This is a genomic window from Staphylococcus sp. GDY8P85P (assembly GCF_017892405.1).
Classification (GTDB): Bacteria; Bacillota; Bacilli; order Staphylococcales; family Staphylococcaceae; genus Staphylococcus; species Staphylococcus borealis.
The window spans coordinates 1-21,399 of the sequence record NZ_JAESLA010000015.1; the positions used below are offsets into that span (position 1 = coordinate 1).

Sequence of the window (21,399 nt, forward strand, 5' to 3'; positions counted from 1 at the left end):
AACCGCATTTCTCTTAGAACCCTACAAATTTGCATTGTAGCTTTAAATTATTTTTATAAAGCTTTAGTTAGCTATTATTTAGTTTCACGGTGTAAAGTGTGTTTATTATCACGTGAACAATATTTTTTCATTTCAACACGTTCAGGATTAGTTCTTTTGTTTTTAGTAGAAATATAGTTTCTATCTCCACATTCTGTACAAGCTAATGTTACATTTACGCGCATGTTAAATCCTCCTTACCTTTTCTAAATACGACTTTATTATCATACCACTTAGTACAATAATTGAAAAGTATTATTTTTTATACATTAATAATTTCAATCAATTAAAAGTGAATGGGTTACTTTTTATCATCAAAATAATAATTAATGACGTCTCTACCTAAATCTCCGCCATTTAACCATGGTGGTGGAACGGGTTGATTCGTGTATACAATTGAAAATGATAGTTTAGGATTTTTGATTGGTGCATAACCTATATAAGTTGAATTAACTCTTGATTCACCATCTTGGAATACTTCGGCAGTACCAGTTTTCCCTGCAGAAGGTACTTTTGTTTTGTGGAAACTTGAATAGCCTGTTCCATCTTTTTCATTGAATGCCATTTCAAATCCTTTTTGTACTTCTTTAATTTCATCTTCTGAATTATTTACTTTGTTTAAGACATTGCCTTTAATTTTTTGTTTAACTGGACCGATGTCATCACTATTTGTGGCATCATGAATGGCCAAACCTATATGTGGTTGGATTCTATATCCATCATTTGCAATTGTAGAAACGTATTGTGATAACTGGATTGGACTATACGTATCATATTGTCCAATTGACAAATCAAGGTAATTTCCTGAATTATTGGTTAAGGGTTCAATTTGACCTATTGTTTCATTCGGTAAATCAATACCTGTCTTAACACCTAATCCAACTTGGTTTAGCCCTTTTCTTAACTTCTGACCAGCTTCCCTTATATCTGAAGGTAAGCCCATACCACTATAATAAGGATCACCAGCTAATTTCAGTGCGGTTTTAAACATATAAACGTTAGATGAATGCATTAAAGCCTCTTTATCATTAATTCTAACTTTATCATTTTTATTAAAGTATGAACGCTTAGTTAATCCGCCTTTGAAATGCAATGGCTCATCTATCATTTCTTCGCCTACTTTTATAGCGTTATTTTGATATCCTGCTAGTAAAGTTCCACCTTTGACAGAAGATCCAACTGCAAATTGGCCGGTAAAGTTACCTAAATCATAATCAGTAAGATTACCATTTTTATCAATCTGTTTTCCTGCCATTGCTAAAATATCACCATTTTTAGGATTTTGGACCACAATTAGCGCATTATCCATATCTTTAGCACCTTGGCTACGTAATGTTTTAATTTGATTTTCTAATAATGATTCAACTTTTTTCTGTAAATCTATATCGATTGTTAATTGTAAATCATCACCTCTAGATCCAGGATTGATGACTTCAGAATTGATAACTTTTCCAGATTTATCAGTTGTATATTTCATTTCTTTCTTTTTACCACGTAAAATATCTTCATATTGATACTCTAAATAAGATTTGCCGACTCTGTCATTTCTAGAATAGCCTTTAGCTAAATATTGTTCAGTTAATTCTTTAGGAATACCTTCACTCGACGTAGAGACGCTTCCAAATATACTTCTCAAAGTATCTCCATATGGATAGCGACGATCCCAATCCATTGTTGTATTGACACCTGGAAGATTATCTAACTGTTGTGATACTGCAGCATATTCTTTTTCACTTACATCTTCGTTTTTAATTGTTTGTGGATTCATTGTAGAACCAGCAGCCATTTCACGATAAATTGCTAAAACCTGTAAGTCTTTTTTTGATAAACTCTCAATTTGTTTATCGCCGACTTTCTTATATAACTGTTTATCATATTGATCTTGAGAGATACTGCCTTCATTTAGCATCGACATTTCTTTTTTCATCAATGTATCAACTTCATCAGGATGTTTCTGAATCCAAAAATCTTGTTTATCTCTTTCAGTGATTTTATTTGTCTTCATAGAAATTAAAGATGACAATTTTTTAGCAGTATCTAACATATCTTTTTGACTTGTTTTTCGAGATCTAGTGTATGTAATCGTTAGTTTAGATGCGTTATCTACTAAGACTTTTCCATTTCTATCTAAAATTCGCCCTCTAGGTACGGATTCATTTACAGTTATGTTCTCGTCATTTTTAACTAATTGACTGTAATGTGAACCTTGTGCAATCTGTAAATATCCTAATCTTAAAACTATAATTCCAAATATAACTATAATAGCACCAAATACGAAGCTAATTCGTTTATTCATTGTGTGCTTTATTTTTTCATCATTTGACTTTTCTTTTAATCTTTTAAGCAAGATAACCTACCTCAATTATTAAACATGTTTACTCATAAATGATATATGAAAATGAGACATATTACCATCATTTTCATAAAAAAAGTGGCCTCATAAAGAGACCACTTGCTAAATTGAAAAAGCAGAATTATTTTGTTGCATTATATAATTCGTCAACTTTTTCCCAGTTAACAACATTCCAGAAAGCACTGATATAATCTGGACGTTTGTTTTGATATTTAAGGTAATAAGCGTGTTCCCAAACATCTAAGCCTAAGATAGGTGTTTTACCTTCAGTTAATGGGTTATCTTGGTTTGGTGTAGTAACAATTTCTAATTGACCATTATTAACTACTAACCAAGCCCAACCTGAACCGAAACGAGCTGCTGCTTTATCAGCAAATTCTTTTTTGAATTCGTCTAAAGAGCCCCATTGTTCTTTAATTTTATCAACAACAGTACCTTTTTCTTCAGAATTAGGAGTTAATAATTCCCAGAATAATGAGTGATTTAAGTGTCCGCCACCATTATTACGAACAGCTGTTTGAATATCTTCAGGTACACTATCTAAGTTAGCAACAATTTCTTCAATTGATTTAGATTCAAGATCTGTACCCTCAACTGCAGAATTTAATTTAGTAACATAAGTGTTGTGGTGTTTGTCATGATGGATTTCCATAGTTTGTTTGTCAATGTGTGGTTCTAATGCATCTGCTGCATATGGTAAATTTGGTAATTCAAAAGCCATATTTAATCATCCTCCTAAAAATTCGTTACATTTATAATAACAAGTTATTAACAAAGCAACAAAATATTTGCTTGCAACTAATATTAATACGCTTATTATCAACTTACTTATATAATATATCTCAAAAAGGTAGCTTTTAAACATAATACGAGTCAATATTTCGTCATTTTTAAATAAATCCTACTTTTGGCCTATATTTCAACTGGTTTTCCACTTAAATAGATTAAAAAAGCGGAGTGGACAGAATTGTTTTCAATTCGTCGTCCACTCCCGGCTTGCTTAGTTTATAGAATGTATTAATTTAAAATTTATTTTGATTTTTGACATGCTTCACATACACCATAAACTTCTAACTTATGCGTATGAATATCAACATTTGGTAAATAAGATTTAATTTGATCGATTGGGCAATAGTCAATAACTTTAGTGTCACCACAATTTTCACAAATAAAATGATGATGATGATGATTCATGCAAGCAATTCTAAATTTCATTTCTCCATCTAATTCAGTACTTTCAATAATTTTCAAATCTTTAAATAAGTGTAAGTTACGGTAAATAGTATCAAAAGATATGCCTGGATAATCTTTGTCTAATTGTTTTTGTATATGCTTAGCATTGATATATTTATCTTCATTAACAAAAATATTTATCATATCTTCACGTTTTTTTGTATATTTCAAACCGTTATCTTTTAAAATTTTAATTGCATCATTTGTATTCATAAGTTATTTCCCCTTTTTAAGTCTTACGGTTGATTTTTGGAATAACATTGTAAGTCCTAATAATAAAACTAATAGTACTACAATAACACCACCAGGTGAAATATTCATATAAAATGCAAGTATAAGTCCTAATATTACTGAGAATTCACCAATTATAACACTTAAAATGATTAATTGTTTGAAACCTTTAGTAATTCGCATAGCTATAGCAATTGGTAATGTTATTAAAGCACTGACTAATAAAATCCCAACAACTCTCATTGAAGCCGAGATAACCATAGCAACAATAACTATAAATAGGAATTGAATCCATTTGGGAATATTTATAACTTTGCTATATTCTTCATCAAATGAAAGAATAAATAGTTCTTTATAGAATAATACGATGAATAACACGACAACTATAGCAATAACGACAACCGTTAATAAATCGCTAAGACTTACTGCACTTATTGAACCAAATAATAAGCCTACGATCTCTTGGTTAAATCCGTCAGCAAGAGAGATGAAAATGGCGCTGAGCGCTATACCAGCACTCATAATAATAGGAATAGCAATCTCTTGATAATTAGAGTATGATGTTCTTAACTTTTCGATTAGTATTGCACCTATTATGGCAAATAATATTCCAAACCACATTGGATTGATAATAGCGAGTGCAGGTGATAAAGTCAATACAAACATACCAAAGGAAATGCCGCCTAATGTGACGTGACTTAATGCGTCTGCAATCAAAGATAATCTTCTTACAACAATAAAAGCACCAATCAAAGGTGCAATAAACCCTATTAAAATCCCACTAAGTAATGAATATCTCATGAAGTCAAAATTTAATAACGCATCAATCATGGATATCACCACTAACTTGTTTGATAAAACTGTTCATTTTTAAACTCCTAATATATTAAATTTTAAGCTTCGCAACATTCTCTATTATGTTGATGATCTACAAATTTAACGGGATGACCATATATTTTCGAAATTTCAACTTCATCTAACTTTTTAAATTCTTCAGTCGATCCATGGAAATGTAAATGTTTATTTAAGCATGCTACTTCTGTTGCTGTATCTGCTACAACACCAATGTCATGAGTAACTAGTATAATTGTAATGCCCTCATGCTTTAATTGCTCAAGTGTTTCATAGAATTCACTAACATGTTTAGCATCGATACCATTTGTAGGTTCGTCTAATACAAGTACTGAGGGATTAGATATTAATGCCCTAGCAATTAATACACGTTGTTGTTGTCCACCTGAAAGTTCTGCAATATTTTTATTGATAAGATGTTGAATATTCAATCTCGTTAATACGGTATCAACTAATGCTTCATCCTTTTTATTGAATCTTTGAAATAACTTCTTCGTTTTTGTAAGTCCACTGAGAACAACTTCTTTAACGCTGGCTGGAAATCCAGCATTGAATGCTGTAGCTTTTTGTGATACATAACTAATTTTTAATTCCGATTGATTTTGCTTCTTATATGATTTGCCATCAATATATATTTCGCCTTTTTGTAAAGGTAGTAATCCTAATATGATTTTAAGTAAAGTTGACTTACCAGCGCCATTAGGGCCGACAATTGCCAAAAATTCACCTTTATTTATGTGAATGTTGATGTTATCTAATACTTGCTTATTTTCAAAATAATAATCTATGTTTTTTAATTCAAATACAGGTTGGCTCATTATTTCACCTCGTTTAATACTATACAATTAAGTTTAAATATTGTAAATAGTAATGTTTACGACTTGTTTTTGTTATTTAGAAAAGGGTGATACAAAATTCATTTAGAATTGATTGTACCACCCATATGGCTAACTAGAGCAATGAAGTTTTATTTTTAGAGTTAGTTAGGTATTAAGCAATGACAAAGTATATGCTTAATACTATCGCTAACTACAAATCAGTAAAATTAACTATTGCTGAAGAATTTTATTTTTTAACTCAGAATCGAATTGTTGTGCCTTTAACATTTCAATTTCAAATTTATAAGGTGCTTTCTTATTTTTCTTATCTTCACCGACATAAGGCGTTTCTAAAATTTTAGGAATATCTTTAAAAGCATCATGATGCACTACATAATTAAGTGCATCGAAACCAATGTGTCCGAAACCAATATTTTCATGTCTATCCTTATGCGCACCTTGTTCATTTTTACTGTCATTGACATGAACCACTTTTATTCGGTCTAAACCAATAATTTTATCAAATTCATTTAATACGCCATCAAAATCATCTTTGATATTATACCCTGCATCATGAGTATGACATGTATCAAAACAGATTGATAATCGATCATTATGTGTGACACCATCAATGATTTGAGCAATTTCTTCGAACGTGCGTCCTACTTCAGAACCTTTTCCAGCCATAGTTTCTAATGCAATACGCACATCATTATCATGAGTTAAAACTTCATTTAACCCTTTAATAATTTGTTGAATACCCTTCTCAGCACCCGCACCAACATGGGCACCTGGATGCAGAACGATATCTTTGGCACCAAGCGCTTGTGTTCGTTCTATTTCATTTTGAAGGAAGTCTACACCTAACTGAAAAACTTCGGGCTTTGTAGTGTTTGCAATGTTGATAATGTATGGTGCATGAACCACTAGATTAGATAAACCATATTTATTCATAACTTCGTGGCCTTTTTCAATATTTAGATCTTCAATGCTTTTTCGTCGCGTGTTTTGAGGTGCACCTGTATAAATCATAAATGTTGATTCACCTAATTTATGCGCTTCTTCAGCAGAGCCTTCTAACATTTTTTTCCCACTCATTGATACATGTGATCCAATTAACATGATGTTCACCTAACCTTTTTTATTATTTTTTCGTTGCTGTCTATTTTGTCTCTTACTAAATTGTTTTCTTTCTTGTCTTTTCATTCGTTCAACTTCTTGTTTAAATTTCTTCTTATAACCTGGTTTTACTTTATTTTTAGTCTTACTACGTACTTTATGTTTGACTTCGTTTGTTAAGTGGTCATCTTTTCTTTCACGTTTACGTCGTGTGTTATGCGCTTTAATTGGTGTTAATTCATTATGTTTTACATCAACATTTTCAAAATGGTAGCCTTTATCCTCAATTAACGTAATAAGATTCTCTTCATCAGGACTATAAAGTGTGATTGCTACACCTTTATAGTTACCCCTACCTGTTCTACCAACGCGGTGAGTGAAAAAGTCGATATCTTTAGGTACGTCAAAATTAATAACATGACTAACGCCTTCAATGTCTATACCTCGAGAAGCTAAATCACTTGCGATTACAAATTGAAACTCTAAATTGCGTATACGTTTCATTTGTTGCTTACGTTCTCTTGGTGTTAAACCTCCGTGTATCATGCCAACTTTAATTCCAGCAGCATTGAGTGAATTTGCCAGCTCATCCGCATTATCTCTACTATTACAGAAAACGATACATAAGTATGGATTTAAAATATCGATTAATTGAAGTGTTTTATCTACTTTTTCAGTTCCTTTAGTTGGAATTAAATAGAATTCAATATTTTTTTTATTTTGAGACTTGGAATCCACTTCTACATATTCTGGATTGCTTAGATATTTATTTAAAAACGGTTGTAATGATTTAGGAATCGTAGCACTGAAAACTGCTATATGCGCATTTTCATCTAAGCGTGAAGCAATTAAATCTACATCTTCGATAAGGCCTAAGTCAATCATTAAATCAGCTTCGTCAACAACGAGGTATGATGCCAAATGCGCATGTAAATGCCCACTTTGAGCTAAATCATTAATTCTAGTCGGAGTTCCAATAACTAATTGAGGTTGATTATTAGTTCGTTGTCTATCTTTTTCAATATCTGTACCACCTATAAAAAGGCTTACCTTAACCCCTTGTTTAAAACGAGCTAAATGACTAGCTGCTTGATATAATTGCTGCGCTAATTCTCTAGTTGGCGCTACCACAATAGATTGAGGTTCTTTGTTTTCTTCGTCTATTTTATCCATAAGTGGTAATAAAAATGCATGTGATTTTCCTGTACCTGTTTGAGATTGACCTATTAAATTGACGCCTTTTTTAATTCTTGGAATTATTCTATTTTGTATTTCAGTTGGTTTATCAAATTTTAAGTCTTTAATTGCTTCTATAAGTTTTGAGTCTAAATTAAATAATTCAAATGGGTGAGTTGCCATCGATTTGGCCTCCTTAAAATATTCAGTTGAAGTTGTTTTAGTTCAATTTACATGTAGTTGAATGGATCGGTATTGATATTAGAAGCATCAATTGGAAAATCTATACTTTCATCATATAGCCATTGTTCTAATAATTCTTTAAGTCCCTCTCTCATCACATACTCACTGTAATGATTGATATCTAAAATGGTCATACCATACGTTTGTGCATCAAGTGCATCGTGGTGTTTAACATCTCCAGTTATAAAGATGTCTGCACCTTTGTTAAATGCAAGTGTCTCATAACCAATTCCGGCACCACCGATGATAGCTACGTTTTGGATACGTTTATTCGCATCGCCTGTGTATCGAACACTTGGGATATCAAGTTCATGTTTCACAAATTTTACAAAGTCTGTTAATGACATCGCATCTTCTAAAGTGCCAATTTTGCCAAGACCATAATTTGCTGTTTTAGTCATTTTAATAAAATCATAGACAGGAGTTTCATAAGGATGATTGTCGATAATTGCTTTTTCAGCTAATGCATACTGGCTAGCTTTAATCATGAATTCAATTTTAACTTCATTCACATATTCTATGTTATTCAGCTGACCTAGATGTGGATTAGCATTTCCTACAGGTTTAAATTGGCCTTTACCTTCAGTTTCATAAAAACAATACTCATAATTACCTTCTTTGGCAAGTCCATGTTTATCAAGACTATTTTTAAAGTTTTCTACATTATCCTTAGGTATATATGTTTGAACTTTATAATACGTTTCATTCTCTTGATTTAAAAATTGTATATCTTGCAATTTTAATTTATTTGCCAACATTTGGTTAACACCGTAAACGTAATTGTCAAGATTTGTATGCAACGCAATAAGGTTGATATTGTGACGAATTATTTTTTGAATTAATTGACCATAGCCATTATCAATGATTGATTTTACCCCTTTAAAAATTAAAGGATGGTGAGCGATAATCGTATTATAGCCTTTGTCGATAGCTTGGTTAACAATTGCATCTGTACAATCCAACGTCGTTAATATACCATTGATTTCAGATTCATGATTACCTATAAGTAATCCAACATTGTCCCAATTCTCAGCTGTCTCTAATGGCACATGTGTATCGATAATAGACATTAATTGTTTAATTTTCATTATTTAACACCTCTGTAATTAATGATATATCATTATCTATCTCTTTAAGTCTCTCATGATGTAACTCTGAATTCAATTGATTACGAATGTGATTTAAGGCTTCTAATTCATGACGCCATTTTTTATAAAATATTTCATTTTTATTTTGTAATAATTTCGGCCCAAATTTTAATTCTTTTTTGTCTAAATGATCCTGATGATCCATATGCGTTGCAACCACAATTTCATAGATATGTCCTTTCTCTTCCATAATGACTTCTTCTATGATTTGGTAATTCAGTGTCATGAGCGTGTATCTTAATACTTCAGTTTGAATATTACTTTGCAAGATTAATCTAGGACCATTTGCTAAATGAATGCGTCCTTCATTCAATATTCTTGCTATAAGCGGACCACCCATGCCACAAATGGTTATATTTTGAATAGATTCATTCTGACGAAGTACACTTAATCCGTCCCCTAATCGAACATCGATAACATCATTGAGCTGATTTTCTGACACATTCTTTTTCGCTGCTTCAAAAGGTCCTTTTATGACTTCACCTGCAATAGCATGTGTAATTAGACCATGTTGAATCGCATAGATAGGAAGATAGGCATGGTCTGAACCAATGTCGGCTAAGCTTCCTGGAACAAGATAGTTGCACACAGTAGTTAATCTTTGGTTTAAAGTTATCATAGATATCTCCTTTACTATAAAAAGAGACTGGGACAAAGTTAAGTGTCTCAGTCTAGCATTTTTCTAAAGCACATTATAGTAACACCTATAACAAAGTGTAATCATTACTAATTCGACTCGTATATAAGTGTTAAATCTATAATGAGCAATGAAAAATAAATCAATTTAAACTCGAATTATTTTATTTATTAATCCATAAAGTCTTTTAGTCGCTTGCTACGACTTGGATGTCTAAGCTTTCTTAAAGCTTTCGCTTCAATTTGACGTATTCTTTCACGCGTAACACCAAAGACTTTACCCACTTCTTCAAGTGTTCGCGTTCTACCATCATCTAAGCCGAAACGTAATCGTAGAACATTCTCTTCACGATCCGTAAGTGTATCTAATACATCTTCAAGTTGTTCTTTTAATAGTTCATATGCAGCATGATCAGATGGACTTTGTGCTTCTTGGTCTTCGATGAAATCACCTAAATGACTATCATCTTCTTCGCCAATTGGTGTTTCAAGAGATACCGGTTCTTGAGCAATTTTAAGAATTTCGCGTACCTTTTCTGGTGGTAAATCCATTTCTTCCCCAATTTCTTCAGGTGCTGGATCACGACCTAAATCTTGTAATAATTGTCTTTGAACACGAATTAATTTATTGATAGTTTCAACCATGTGTACTGGAATTCTGATTGTACGGGCTTGGTCGGCAATCGCTCTAGTAATTGCTTGTCTAATCCACCAAGTAGCATATGTTGAGAATTTAAACCCTTTACTAAAGTCAAATTTCTCTACTGCTTTGATTAATCCCATGTTACCTTCCTGAATTAAATCAAGGAATAACATGCCACGGCCTACATATCTTTTTGCAATACTTACAACAAGACGTAGGTTAGCTTCTGCTAAACGAGACTTAGCAATTTCATCACCTTGCTCAATACGTTTCGCGAGTTCAATTTCTTCTTGAGCACTAAGTAGATTTACTCGCCCGATTTCTTTTAGATACATTCTGACAGGGTCATTTATTTTAACGCCAGGAGGGGCACTTAAATCATTAGGATTTAATTTCTCATCAGTATCTGAGCTATCTTTCTCATTTACTAAACTGATATCATTATCATTTAATTGGTCAAAGAAATCGTCCATTTGATCAGAATCCATGTCGAAATTTTGTAATTTTTCGGCTATTTCTTCATGGCTAAGGTGACCTTCCTTTTTCCCTTTTTCAATTAATTGTTTTTTAACATCTTCTAATGTTAATGTCGGATCTATTGTTTGTTTTTTAATTTTAACTTGGTTATCAGACATGAAAAGGCCTCCCAATAGTAATATATGCTTTCAAACAAGATATTTAATTATATAATATTTCAATATAATAAGAAAAGTATTAATAAAAAATTCATAACAATGGTAACATTTCATATTCAATATTTGAATGTTAAATACTAAATTGGTTTCAAAACTATTACATTCATTAAATATTACTTATGTTCCATTTCTACCCGTTAAAAACGCATAATAACCATTATACAATAATGGTTATTAAATAGAAATACAATTTATATGATTTGTTTAAACCTGTATGCTTCAAATACGCATTTATTTTAATAATGATGTTACATTCTTGCTTTATTTTTATTAACGATTTGTTCTAAATAATATTTTTGTAATTCTACATCACCTAGTCGCGATGCTTCGCGCAACTTGTGATTTAATTCTTCAATTGTGTCACCATATTTAGCTTCATTTATAACATTCATATAATCTTCAATTTCGCTATCATAAGGCTCTTCATTTAAATCATAATTGTCTAATGCAATAATCGCATCTCTTAAATCATCGTTGTCTGTGTATAATATCATATCACTTATCGAATATTTGTCATTTTCTGCGTAAAATTCTTCTAAAATACTATAGATGCACTTGAAAAATTGATTGCTAAAATCTTCGCTTTCAAGTTGCTTATGATAATTTAAAAACAAATCTTTATCGTGCATAAAATGTTTAAGTAGCGCTCTCTCAGCACTCTCTTGCTTTGATAAATTTGAGAACATTGCATTTACGTTTTGTTGAATCTCACTATTATACGATTGATAATCGTTAAAATAAGGATCATTATGAACATATTGCTGTTGGCCTAATACATTACCATTTAATGTACTAGGATCTACGTTAAATATATTAGCAACATCTTTGATGACTTTATTTTGTAATATTTGTGAATTCATCATTGCAATGTCTTGTGTAACTTCTTTAAGGTAACGTTCATAAGCTAAATCATTATTAGTAATTTCGTCTTTATGTCTATTTACTTTATATAAAATAAATGATTTCTTTTCATTATTAACATATTCTAGAAATTTTTCATTACCATATTTTGTAATATATTCATCTGGGTCCATGTCTTTAGGTAATTGAACCACAAAAACATTTAACCCTTGTTGAAGAAGGTGTTGTCCTGTTTTAATCGTTGCTTCTTGCCCTGCGAAATCACCATCAAACATTAGTGTTATATGAGATGTTAATTTCTTGAGAACGGTAATGTGTTCATCTGATAGCGCTGTACCCATACTAGCAATAACAGGTTTTAAGCCGGAGGAATCAGATTTTATAACATCCATAAATCCTTCAAGTAAAATGGCTTCGTCATTTTTACGTATATATTTTCTAGCTTGATCAAGATTATACAATAATCGTCTTTTTTGAAATATCGGTGTTTCCGGACTGTTTAAATATTTAGGTTCTTGATTATTGTGAGTTCTACCAGAATAGCCAACGATACGACCTTGCGCATTTTTTAATGGAAACATAATGCGATCTCTAAAGCGATCAAAATAGCTAAAATTTTCTTCGTTTCGAGATAGAAGGCCTGCTTCATATGCGAGTTCAATATCATAACCTTTTTGTTGTAAAAAGTCATGACAGAAATGCGTGTGATTCGGTGCATAACCTATTCCACGCGCTTTAATAAGTTCTTCAGTAAAGCCTCTATTTGTCAAATAGTTTAAGGCGTCTTCACCTTCAACCGTTTTAAGTAGAGCATACTGATAATACTCATTCATTAATTCATGCATCTCTATCATAGATAAGTCATCAGACGCAATTTGACTTGTATAGTCACTTGAATTACCAATGTCAACAGATATATTTAGACGTTCACCTAGTTCTTTAACAGCCTCTACGAATGATAAATCTTTAATTTCTTGTGTAAATTGAAAGACGTTACCACCTTTTTTGCACCCAAAACAATGGCAAATTTGTTTATCTTCAGAAACAGTGAATGAAGGTGTCTTTTCATCATGAAAAGGACACAAACCGATGTAATTGCGTCCTCTTTTTTCTAATTTTACATATTCACTTACTAAATCCAAAATATCTGTTTTATCTTTAATTTCATTAATTACTGATTGTTCAATGCGCAAAGTACATCACCCATAAATATTTATCATAATATTATACATTTTTGAAGTTTAAATTGAAACTATTTTGATTGACGTTCTATTATATTAATAACGTCATTGGCAGTTTCTTCAATTGCTTTATCGGAAACATCAATCACAGTGCAACCGATTTTGTTTACGATGTCTTCGAAATATTTAATCTCTTCTTTAATACGCAACTCATTTGCATATCTCGCTGAATCTCCTAGTCCCAGTTGTTTTAAACGCTGTTTTCTTATACGATTTAACTTTTCTTCGCTAATTCTTAACGCGATACATTTCTCTGGATCTATCTCAAATAACATGTCTGGAGGTGTTACTTCAGGTACTATTGGAACATTCATCACTTTATAACTCTTAAGGGCTAAGTATTGTGATAACGGCGTTTTTGAGGTTCTAGAAACACCAATTAATACGATATCAGCTTTAGGTAGACCCTTAGGATCTTTGCCATCGTCATACTTTACGGCAAATTCAATCGCATCAATTTTTTTGAAGTAAGCATCATCCAAACGATGTACTCTACCAGGTTGATTATATGGATTTTCTTCGAATGCTTCTTTCAAATATTCCATTAATGGTCCCATAATATCAATAGAGCGTAACTGATTGGAATCAATCTTGCGTTCCATATACGTTTTCATTTCTGGTTTTACTAATGTATAAACGATAATTGCCTCTCTATCATTAGCTACTTGAATAACCTCATCTATATCTTCCTTAGTTTCAATATATGGATATCTTAAAAAATCATGTTTGCATTCTTTTGGATTAAATTGTGAAATACACGCTCTAGCTACTAATTCAGCAGTTTCTCCAATTGAATCAGATGCGATGATTATCTTTATATTTTCCATCGTTTTACCACCTATTCTTTAAATAATGATACAAATAATTTTGCGATTGTTGTTTTTGATACTCTACCTGTTACTTGATATTTATGATTACCTTTACTTTTAACAATTGGTATTGAATCAATTTCTTTCTCTATCATTTGATCTGCTGCATAAATGATAAGTTCATCTTCTTCAAGATAAGTTAAATTTGGCATTCTCGACATGTTAACACTGATCGGCATGGTATGAATATCTTCACCAATCATAGATGCACGTAACAAGTCTTTTCTAGAACAAACACCAATAAAATCATTGTGTTCGTTAATAATAAATAATGTACTAGCATCTTCTAAGAAAATCGTACAAATAGCATCATAAACAGACATATCCTCTTTTACAATGACTGGTGGAGACATATAGTCTTTAACAACATATTGACGTAATTTATCAGTCATTAACTTATTTTTAGATTTGCCAGAATAATAATACCCCACTCGAGGTCTAGCCTCTAAAAATCCTGACATTGTTAAAATTGCTAAATCAGGTCTCAATGTAGCACGTGTCAAGTCTAGTTTTTCGGCAATGTGTTCCCCGGTAATAGGTCCTCCGCTTTTGACTATCTCAATAATTTGTTCTTGTCTTTTACTAAGTTCTATAGGTCTTCACCCCTTTATTGTTCACGTCTATTATACCTATTTATTAATGTACCTACAAATACATATAATTTCTTGCTATTAAATAATCAATCTATTAAACTAATGGTAAGCGAGTTAAGGATGGTGTAAGCTTAACAACTTCAATTTGGCTAATCGTAAAATTTGATAAAAGTGAGTGGCTACACTAATTTGGGTGGAACCGCGGGTTATTAAGTTATCAACTATATTTAATTGATATAGTGAAATAAATTAACTCGTCCCAAGATAATGATAAATGTGATATTTTCATTTATTTATTGTCTTGGGGCGTTTTTATGTATTTAATAAGGAGAGATTATATGGTTAAAGATATGGAAACAATTGTATCATTAGCAAAACACAGAGGATTTGTTTTTCCTGGTAGTGATATTTATGGTGGATTATCAAATACGTGGGATTACGGCCCATTAGGTGTTGAATTAAAAAATAATGTAAAAAAAGCATGGTGGCAAAAGTTCATCACACAATCACCATTTAACGTAGGTATTGATGCAGCGATTTTAATGAACCCAAAAACATGGGAAGCATCAGGACATTTAGGTAACTTTAATGATCCTATGATTGATAATAAAGATAGTAAAATCCGTTATCGTGCCGATAAGTTAATTGAAGATTACATGCAAAAAGAAAAAGGTGATGAAAACTTTATCGCCGATGGTTTAAGTTTTGATGAAATGAAACGTATTATTGACGATGAAGGTATCGTTTGTCCTGTAAGTGGCACTGCTAATTGGACAGATATTCGTCAATTCAATCTTATGTTCAAAACATTCCAAGGTGTTACCGAAGATTCTACAAATGAAATTTTCTTACGACCTGAAACTGCACAAGGTATTTTTGTAAATTACAAAAACGTTCAACGTTCTATGCGTAAAAAACTACCATTTGGTATTGGTCAAATTGGTAAATCATTCCGTAATGAAATTACACCAGGTAACTTCATCTTCAGAACTAGAGAATTTGAACAAATGGAATTGGAATTCTTCTGTAAACCAGGTGAAGAAATTGAATGGCAAAATTATTGGAAAACATTTGCTAGCCAATGGTTAAAAGATTTAAATATCAACGAAAATAATATGCGTCTACGTGATCATGATGAAGAAGAATTATCACACTATTCAAACGCAACTACAGATATTGAATATCGCTTCCCATTTGGTTGGGGTGAATTATGGGGTATCGCAAGCCGTACTGATTTTGACTTGAAAAAACACAGTGAACATTCAGGCGAAGATTTCAAATACCATGATCCTGAAACAAATGAAAAATATGTGCCATATTGTATTGAACCATCATTAGGTGCAGACCGTGTTACATTAGCATTCTTATGTGACGCATATGAAGAAGAAGGCGTTGAAGGAAGTAAAGATTCACGAACAGTATTGCACTTCCACCCTGCCCTTGCACCATATAAAGCTGCAGTTTTACCATTAAGCAAAAAATTATCTGAAGATGCGATTAAAATCTTCGAACAATTAAGTTCTAAATTTGCAATAGACTTCGATGAATCTCAATCAATTGGTAAACGTTACCGTAGACAAGATGAAATTGGTACGCCATATTGTATTACATTTGACTTTGATTCATTAGAAGATAATCAAGTAACAGTGCGTGACCGTGACTCTATGGAACAAGTACGTATGCCTATCTCTGAATTGGAAACGTTCTTAGCTGAAAAAGTTGCTTTCTAACTATAATTATATAAAGTACAAAACCCACCTCAAATCATTTTTTGAGGTGGGTTTTTTGTGTTTATATTGGAAGATTTATCAATATTCAATTCGTTTCAATTGATTGATTAACTTTTGACCTTTAAAGTACATACCTGCATATTCTTTGTATATTAATAGAAGCAGTTCCGACATTTCATCCAGAATACCTTGACTAATATTAAATTGATTCATTTTATCTATAGGCAATTTTTGTAAGACATCTAATAAATATAATGTTTTGTTAGATATTCGTAAAGCATGTGGATCTTTATATAATTCTGATTCAAGAATTGTTCCATCATAAACAAAACTATATGCAGCTAATTGTGATTGATCATAACTATCTGAAATAGCTGAATGATTAAAAAATGCTGTAAAACCGAAGCGATTCATACATTTTAACATTACTATAATGGACATAAGTTGCGCTGAATTACCAGATGAAATTTTTTCGAGTACAAAGTGTAACAGTTTATAGTGGAATGGAGAAATGTCATCGCTATCCATTGAACGCTCAATGGCCTCAACACACAATGTTGCATAGCTACTATTAAATATATCCAACCGTAAATCGTAATATTGATTAATTACATCTACTGAACTTAAAGTCCCCATACCTTTCCATTTATTATAAATAAATAAGCCATACACAAAGAGTTGCGTATGGGCTTGTAAACCTGTTTTTGATTTTTTGGCTCGTCTAACCATCAATGGTATTTTGGCACCATGCTCGTTTAAAATTGTAATAATTTTATCAGATTCTCCATAATCTACGGACTTTATAATGATTCCCTTTTGTTTTTCGAGCATAGTATCACGACCCTTCTAACTTCGATCCATTAATCTTGATCTTCAATATATCCCATTTGACGGATGAAATTAACTTTATTACGCCAATCTTTCTGAACTTTTACCCAAAGTTCTAAATACACTTTTGAGCCTAATAACATTTCGATATCATGTCTTGCTCTTTTACCTACTTCTTTTAATTTTTTGCCACCCTTTCCGATGACTATACCTTTTTGTGAATCTCTCTCAACGAAAATAGTAGCTTCTACTCTGACACGTTCTTCACTTTCTTTAATCATTCTATCTACATTAACGCCGATTGCATGAGGAATTTCTTCACTCGTTAAATGTAAAATCTTTTCACGTACAATTTCACTTACAACAAACTGTTCAGGGTGATCTGAAATTTGATCGTCCGGATAATACTTTGGACCTTCAGGTAAATAATGTTTCAGTACATCTATAAAGTGATCGACATTCAATCCTTCTAATGCGGAGATTGGCACGATTTCAGTGAAATCCATATACTGTTGATATTGCTCTATCTTAGGCATTAAAGCATCTGGGTGTACTAAATCAATTTTATTTAGCACTAAGAAAACTGGTGTTTTAACATTTTTTAGCATTTCCATGATATATTCATCGCCACGCCCAATTTCTTCATTTACATTAACCATGAACATGATTGCATCAATTTCAGATAATGTATTTTTAGCAACACGCATCATATAATCACCTAATTTGTGTTTAGGTTTATGAATGCCAGGTGTATCTAAGAAGATGATTTGCGCATCGTCTCGAGTCATTACACCTTGGATTTTATTACGTGTAGTTTGAGCTTTATCAGACATTATTGCAATTTTATGTCCGATTACTCTATTCATAAATGTAGATTTACCTACATTGGGTCTTCCTATAATTGATACAAATCCTGACTTATGTTCTGTCATCTATTCTAAATCCTTTCCTGAAAAGCCATGTGGTAACAGTTCGCCCACAGTTGACTCAAGTAATTCCCCTTTATGATTCGTCATATACACTGGCATATCATCATCACATAATTCTTTAAGAACTTGTCTACATGTTCCACAAGGTGATGATGGCTTTTCAGCATCAACCGTTACAGTTATTGATTCAAAGTCACCAGGTCGATAACCTTCAGATATGGCTGCTACTAAACTTGAACGTTCGGCACAAATTGTAGCAGGATAGGCTGCATTTTCGACGTTGGCACCATAAAATGTTCGACCATCTTTAGTCTTTAAATAAGCACCTACTTTAAATTGACTATATGGCACATATGCTCGACTTTGTGCTTCTCGTGCCTCTTGAAAATAATGTGATTGATAACTCATCAAAACATCCCCTTTAATATTAGAAAATATGTGGTAAAAAAATAACTAATCCAGTTATTAATGCGAAAATTGATGCTAACATAACACTAAACGCAGCAATATCTTTAGCTTGTTTAGCAAGTTCATGATAGTCACTTGTGACTAAATCAACTACACATTCTATTGCAGTATTAACTGCTTCTATCGTAAGTACTAAGAAGATAGCCAATATTATAAATAACCATTCAGTTGCACTTAATTGGCAGATATAACCTAAAATGATAGTTATAATCGCAATTACAATATGTAGTAAATAATTATGATCTTTTAGAAGAAGTGTCTTAAACCCATCAAACGTATATTTGAAACGTCTTAATTGCTTAATCTCTAGTCAATCCGTATGCATTTAATATTGTCTCTTGGCGTCCAAACATTTCTTTTTCATCTTCTTCGTTCATATGATCATAACCTAGTAAATGTAAAAAACCATGTAGTGCTAGAAAACCTAATTCTCTTTCAAAAGAATGGCCATATGAATCAGCTTGGTCTTTAGCTACATCTGTACAGATGATGATATCTCCAAGCACCCTTGGCATGTCTAAACCAATAATTTCAGGTTCATCTTCTTCAAGTGCGAACGAAATTACATCAGTTACTTTATCTTTATCTCGATATGTTTTATTGATTTCTTGAATTTCACTCTTATCAACAAAAGTAACAGAAAGCTCAGCGTCTTCTTTGATTTGTTCTTGTTCTTTAGCAAAATTAAGTAAGTCATCAATTTGTTGATACCAAGTTTCTTCTACAAGGTCTGTATGATCATTAAAATCAATTGTAAACATTTAAATGTCTCCTTCATAGCGATCAATTATTTTACTTACTAATGGGTGTCTTACAACATCACTTTGATCTAATTGCATAATATTAATTCCTTTAACCCCATGTAATTTTTTGACTGCTTCTTTTAATCCACTTTTGACGCCTTTAGGTAAATCAATTTGAGTTTGATCTCCTGTAACTACCATTTTAGAGCCGAATCCTAATCGTGTTAAGAACATTTTCATTTGCGCATGTGTTGTATTTTGAGCTTCATCTAAAATGACAAAAGCATCATCAAGTGTACGGCCACGCATATAGGCTAATGGTGCAATTTCGATTGTGCCTCTCTCGATAAATCGTGCAGTTTGTTCTCTACCCAATACTGTATTCAATCCATCATAAAGCGGTCTCAAATAAGGATCTACTTTTTCTTTTAAATCACCAGGTAAAAATCCTAGAGACTCCCCAGCTTCTACAGCAGGTCTTGTTAATACAATACGTTTAACCGCACCTTTTCTAAGTTGTTTAGCCGCATACACCACCGCTAAAAATGTTTTACCCGTACCTGCAGGCCCAATACCAAAGACTAGGTCATTGTTTTTCATAGCATTAACGTATAATCTTTGGCCCATCGTTTTTGCTCTTATTGTCTTTCCAAAAGCATCTTTTGTAATCTCTTCATCATATAAATCAATGAGATGATGTATAGTATCATTTTCAGCCATTTTTATAGCAGCTTCAACATCTTTTAAAGTTATGGTGTTGCCCATTTCAATGACTTTTAATAAATTTTTAAGAACTAATTCTGATTTTTCTACAAGCTCTAATTTTTGACCTTTAACTGCTACTTCTTGGCCACGAGCGTGTATTTCGACATCAAACGCTTCCTCAATCGCATTAATATGTTCATCATTATTACCTAACAGTGCTTGAGAATGATTAATGTCGTCTATTTGAATTATTCCTGGCATATAAGCGCTCCTTTTCACTAAAACAATGTATATATTTAGATTATATTAGTTCACTTATGTTTTAAAAATAAAACATGATATATCAATCTTTAAAAAGCTAAGATTTAAGTTACTTTAGTAAATTAACTTTCATTTAAATTTTACTAAAGTCTGTTAAAGTATACAAATTTATTTGGCTTAGTGTGCTTTTTTTATTAAATTGTAGTATAAGCTTTTAATATTTATTAGAAAAAGAACCCGAAAATCATGTGAAAATGAATTTCGGGTTAAAATATTAATTATAATTGCTTAGGTTTATTGAGAATTTCTTGCCAAAGAATACCATTGACGACTGGATCATTATCGAATTGAAATTTTTGATGTGTCATATCTTGTTCAATTAACTTACTATTTAACAATTGCTTCAATCTATAACGTTTAGTACGTTCAGATAAATTTTTATCATTAATAATCGCTCTTGCTTTATTTTCAATTCTTGTAAGTTGCTTTTCTTTTTCACGATCAATTTCTGAGCGTACATTATATAAGTCGTCTACGAGTTGCTTTTCAAGTTCTTTTTGGAGATGATTAACATCTCTAGTACGCTCTCGTGTATTGGTTGATTGGCGCGCTTCCTTTTCAAATCTATTACGTTGCCTAGTAGAACGCTCTAATTCTTCAGGTACACTTTCCTCAATAATTTCTTTTTCAAGTTCTTTATCTTGATAAACACGTTTTGATTCTTGTTGTGCGGTTTTCTTTTGTTGTTTAGAGGGTTCATCATCATTAGTAAATTCTTTTTCAAATTCACTAAATGCTTCTTCTATTTGCTCAAAGAAACCTTTTCCTTGCGTCTCTTTTTTATCAGACGTTGTTGGCTTATGTTGTGGTGGTCTCTGATTTTTTCTTTGCTCATGACTCTTATCCCTCATCGCACTAATACCTGTTACAATAATGGATATTATAAAAATTATAATACCAATATTCATCTAATCACCCCTTAACA

Annotated in this window: 21 protein-coding genes and 1 pseudogene; 1 reads left to right on the plus strand and 21 read right to left on the minus strand. The window is 31.9% G+C overall.

The window, feature by feature from the left end; genetic code table 11:
* Nucleotides 1–74: 74 nt before the first annotated feature.
* The 14 genes and pseudogenes from rpmG to ccpN form a co-directional block, all read right to left on the minus strand.
* Complete coding sequence (gene rpmG, locus KA828_RS03410; RefSeq protein WP_011275661.1) at nt 75–224, minus strand: 50S ribosomal protein L33; 150 nt, start codon at nt 222–224, stop codon at nt 75–77.
* Nucleotides 225–340: 116 nt separating this feature from the next.
* Entirely contained in the window at nt 341–2,386 is a 2,046-nt protein-coding gene (locus KA828_RS03415) for a peptidoglycan D,D-transpeptidase FtsI family protein (RefSeq protein ID WP_075108719.1), read from the minus strand.
* Nucleotides 2,387–2,513: 127 nt separating this feature from the next.
* On the minus strand, nt 2,514–3,113 hold the full coding sequence (locus tag KA828_RS03420) for a superoxide dismutase (RefSeq protein ID WP_037558187.1): 600 nt from the start codon (nt 3,111–3,113) through the stop codon (nt 2,514–2,516).
* A 308-nt stretch (nt 3,114–3,421) separates the two neighbouring features.
* The gene (locus KA828_RS03425; protein ID WP_075108718.1) at nt 3,422–3,838 is read right to left on the minus strand and encodes a Fur family transcriptional regulator; all 417 of its coding nucleotides are present in this window, start codon (nt 3,836–3,838) and stop codon (nt 3,422–3,424) included.
* Nucleotides 3,825–4,687: pseudogene (locus KA828_RS03430) on the minus strand (metal ABC transporter permease). Before KA828_RS03430 ends, KA828_RS03425 begins: the two are co-directional and overlap by 14 nt.
* A 62-nt stretch (nt 4,688–4,749) precedes the next feature.
* Nucleotides 4,750–5,526, minus strand: a complete 777-nt coding sequence (locus tag KA828_RS03435; RefSeq protein WP_053029506.1) for a metal ABC transporter ATP-binding protein — start codon at nt 5,524–5,526, stop codon at nt 4,750–4,752.
* 231 nt (nt 5,527–5,757) lie between these two features.
* The gene (locus tag KA828_RS03440; RefSeq protein ID WP_053029507.1) at nt 5,758–6,648 is read right to left on the minus strand and encodes a deoxyribonuclease IV; all 891 of its coding nucleotides are present in this window, start codon (nt 6,646–6,648) and stop codon (nt 5,758–5,760) included.
* 9 nt (nt 6,649–6,657) lie between these two features.
* A complete protein-coding gene (locus KA828_RS03445) occupies nt 6,658–8,004 on the minus strand; it encodes a DEAD/DEAH box helicase (RefSeq protein WP_193839287.1) in 1,347 nt (448 codons plus the stop codon).
* A 47-nt stretch (nt 8,005–8,051) separates the two neighbouring features.
* Nucleotides 8,052–9,152: a Nif3-like dinuclear metal center hexameric protein gene (locus KA828_RS03450; protein ID WP_210125409.1), complete on the minus strand. Its 1,101-nt coding sequence runs from the start codon at nt 9,150–9,152 to the stop codon at nt 8,052–8,054.
* Nucleotides 9,142–9,831, minus strand: a complete 690-nt coding sequence (locus KA828_RS03455) for a tRNA (adenine(22)-N(1))-methyltransferase (protein ID WP_075108712.1) — start codon at nt 9,829–9,831, stop codon at nt 9,142–9,144. The genes KA828_RS03450 and KA828_RS03455 overlap by 11 nt, the downstream gene beginning before the upstream one ends.
* A gap of 188 nt (nt 9,832–10,019) precedes the next feature.
* Complete coding sequence (gene rpoD, locus KA828_RS03460) at nt 10,020–11,126, minus strand: RNA polymerase sigma factor RpoD (protein ID WP_053029511.1); 1,107 nt, start codon at nt 11,124–11,126, stop codon at nt 10,020–10,022.
* 308 nt (nt 11,127–11,434) lie between these two features.
* Nucleotides 11,435–13,240 carry a DNA primase gene (dnaG, locus tag KA828_RS03465; RefSeq protein WP_210125410.1) on the minus strand — a complete coding sequence of 602 codons (1,806 nt, stop codon included), beginning with the start codon at nt 13,238–13,240 and terminating at the stop codon, nt 11,435–11,437.
* A 59-nt stretch (nt 13,241–13,299) separates the two neighbouring features.
* Nucleotides 13,300–14,115 carry a pyruvate, water dikinase regulatory protein gene (locus KA828_RS03470; protein WP_210125411.1) on the minus strand — a complete coding sequence of 272 codons (816 nt, stop codon included), beginning with the start codon at nt 14,113–14,115 and terminating at the stop codon, nt 13,300–13,302.
* Nucleotides 14,116–14,126: 11 nt separating this feature from the next.
* On the minus strand, nt 14,127–14,750 hold the full coding sequence (gene ccpN, locus KA828_RS03475; RefSeq protein WP_193839968.1) for a transcriptional regulator CcpN: 624 nt from the start codon (nt 14,748–14,750) through the stop codon (nt 14,127–14,129).
* Between the two features lie 338 nt (nt 14,751–15,088).
* Between ccpN and KA828_RS03480 the strand changes: the two genes are divergently transcribed.
* Nucleotides 15,089–16,480, plus strand: coding sequence for a glycine--tRNA ligase (locus tag KA828_RS03480; protein ID WP_210125412.1), 1,392 nt, complete (start codon nt 15,089–15,091; stop codon nt 16,478–16,480).
* 78 nt (nt 16,481–16,558) lie between these two features.
* On the opposite strand, the gene recO is transcribed toward KA828_RS03480, so the two are convergent.
* The 7 genes from recO to KA828_RS03515 all read right to left on the minus strand — a co-directional run bounded on the left by recO (nt 16,559) and on the right by KA828_RS03515 (nt 21,382).
* Entirely contained in the window at nt 16,559–17,311 is a 753-nt protein-coding gene (recO, locus tag KA828_RS03485) for a DNA repair protein RecO (protein WP_075108708.1), read from the minus strand.
* Nucleotides 17,312–17,340: 29 nt separating this feature from the next.
* A complete protein-coding gene (gene era / locus KA828_RS03490; RefSeq protein WP_210125413.1) occupies nt 17,341–18,240 on the minus strand; it encodes a GTPase Era in 900 nt (299 codons plus the stop codon).
* Nucleotides 18,241–18,645 carry a cytidine deaminase gene (cdd, locus tag KA828_RS03495; RefSeq protein ID WP_070854955.1) on the minus strand — a complete coding sequence of 135 codons (405 nt, stop codon included), beginning with the start codon at nt 18,643–18,645 and terminating at the stop codon, nt 18,241–18,243.
* A gap of 19 nt (nt 18,646–18,664) precedes the next feature.
* Entirely contained in the window at nt 18,665–19,009 is a 345-nt protein-coding gene (locus KA828_RS03500; protein ID WP_210125433.1) for a diacylglycerol kinase family protein, read from the minus strand.
* Complete coding sequence (gene ybeY, locus KA828_RS03505; RefSeq protein ID WP_210125414.1) at nt 19,005–19,466, minus strand: rRNA maturation RNase YbeY; 462 nt, start codon at nt 19,464–19,466, stop codon at nt 19,005–19,007. The genes KA828_RS03500 and ybeY overlap by 5 nt, the downstream gene beginning before the upstream one ends.
* Nucleotides 19,467–20,414 (minus strand): PhoH family protein, encoded by a 948-nt coding sequence (locus tag KA828_RS03510; protein WP_193839281.1) that lies wholly within the window; start codon nt 20,412–20,414, stop codon nt 19,467–19,469.
* A 278-nt stretch (nt 20,415–20,692) separates the two neighbouring features.
* On the minus strand, nt 20,693–21,382 hold the full coding sequence (locus tag KA828_RS03515; RefSeq protein ID WP_075108705.1) for a hypothetical protein: 690 nt from the start codon (nt 21,380–21,382) through the stop codon (nt 20,693–20,695).
* Nucleotides 21,383–21,399 lie beyond the last annotated feature (17 nt).